A 1,569-nucleotide genomic window follows, 5' to 3' on the forward strand; every position below is an offset into this window, starting at 1 on the left:
TTATTACGACTTTAGTCAGTTGAGCACGCGATAGCGTGCGAAACATAAAACCACCCGCTATGCGGGTGGAGGGATCGAGGGTTTGACCAATAAGACCATCCCGATAAAATTGAGATGTTCAGGCTCAATTGAAAGGAATGGTCTTAGATGGCAAACAAGAGCTATAGTTTAGCTCATACTAAGTGGATGTGCAAATACCACATAGTGTTCACCCCGAAGTATAGACGGAAAGAGATCTATAATCAAGTGAGGAAAGACTTGATCGAAATCATCAAACGTTTATGTAAATACAAGGGGGTGGAGATCATAGAAGGTCACATGATGCCCGATCATGTACATATGTTAGTAGCGATTCCTCCAAAAATCTCGGTATCATCATTTATGGGATATCTGAAGGGAAAAAGCGCCCTAATGATATTCGAGAAGCATGCCAATTTGAAGTATAAATACGGAAATCGAAAATTTTGGGCGGAGGGATACTACGTTAGCACAGTGGGCTTAAATGAAGCAACCGTCGCTAAATATATTCGTGAACAAGAAGCACATGACCAAGCAGTCGATAAACTGAGTGTGAAAGAGTACGAAGATCCATTCAGCGGAAACCGTAGCAAGAGGGAGTAAACCAGTTTAACTGGTAAGTGAAAGTGACAATTACACTGAGCCTGAACAATTTTATGGTCAGGCTAGCGTCTTTAGGCGTAGTTTGGCAACAGGGGGTTATACCCCAAGAGCAAACCACCCGTTGGATGAACTGCACCCCAATTGTTAGACACCATCTAACATTGGAGGTGCAGTTTTTTATGGCTAAGTTTAGTTCAGACGAAAAATTACAAGCAGTTATCCGTTATCAAAATGGATCGGAAAGCTTGAAATCAATTGCTAAGTCCATAGGACTCCATCACTCCGTTCTATTACATTGGATTAAACTATTTGAGCATCATGGTGAAGAAGTTTTTAAAAAGCGCTATACACCGTATTCCGTACAGGATAAACTAGACATACTTAATCATATGAATGAATATGGGTTGTCTGTTAGAGAAACGGCTGCGGTATTTAATATTGCAAGTCATAGTACCATTTTAAGCTGGCAAAGAAGCTTAGAATTACGAGGAATAGACGCCCTACAACCAAAGGAAAAGGGGCGTCCCTCCATGAAAAAGGATTCAAAAGAACAGAAGAATCAAACGTTAGCAGAAGGGTCCGTTGAGGCTTTACAAGCAGAGGTAGAGCGTTTGCGTATGGAGAATGCGTATTTAAAAAAGTTGAATGCCTTAGTTCAAAACAAGGAAAAATCACCAAAAAAGACAAAGCCCAAGTCGTCTATGAACTAAGGAACGAATTCTCGGTGAAAGCACTCCTACAGTTAGCGGATATCCCTCGAAGCACGTATTATTACATGGTAAAAACGTTCAGTATGCCTGACAAAGATGCTAAGTTAAAAGACGTTATTCAAGCGATTTACAAGGAGCACCAAGGGCGCTACGGCTATCGTCGTATTCGAGATGAGCTAGTGAATCGTGGACACCATGTTAATCATAAGAAAGTGCAGCGCTTGATGAAGGTATTGGG

1 protein-coding gene and 1 pseudogene are annotated in these 1,569 nt (G+C 41.2%); both read left to right on the plus strand.

Annotation, left to right across the window (positions count from 1 at the left end; translation table 11 throughout):
- Positions 1–147 precede the first annotated feature (147 nt).
- Positions 148–621, plus strand: coding sequence for an IS200/IS605 family transposase (gene tnpA, locus C8268_RS00005; protein WP_106765776.1), 474 nt, complete (start codon positions 148–150; stop codon positions 619–621).
- A 179-nt stretch (positions 622–800) separates the two neighbouring features.
- A pseudogene (locus tag C8268_RS00010) lies at positions 801–1,569 on the plus strand (transposase); the annotation flags it as partial.

The organism is Paenibacillus faecalis (assembly GCF_900289175.1).
GTDB classification, from domain to species: domain Bacteria; phylum Bacillota; class Bacilli; order Paenibacillales; family Paenibacillaceae; genus Paenibacillus_AQ; species Paenibacillus_AQ faecalis.

Bases quoted from the DNA above. Each gene is read 5' to 3' on its own strand.
- tnpA (WP_106765776.1), top strand. From the start codon at position 148: ATGGCAAACAAGAGCTATAGTTTAGCTCATACTAAGTGGATGTGCAAA.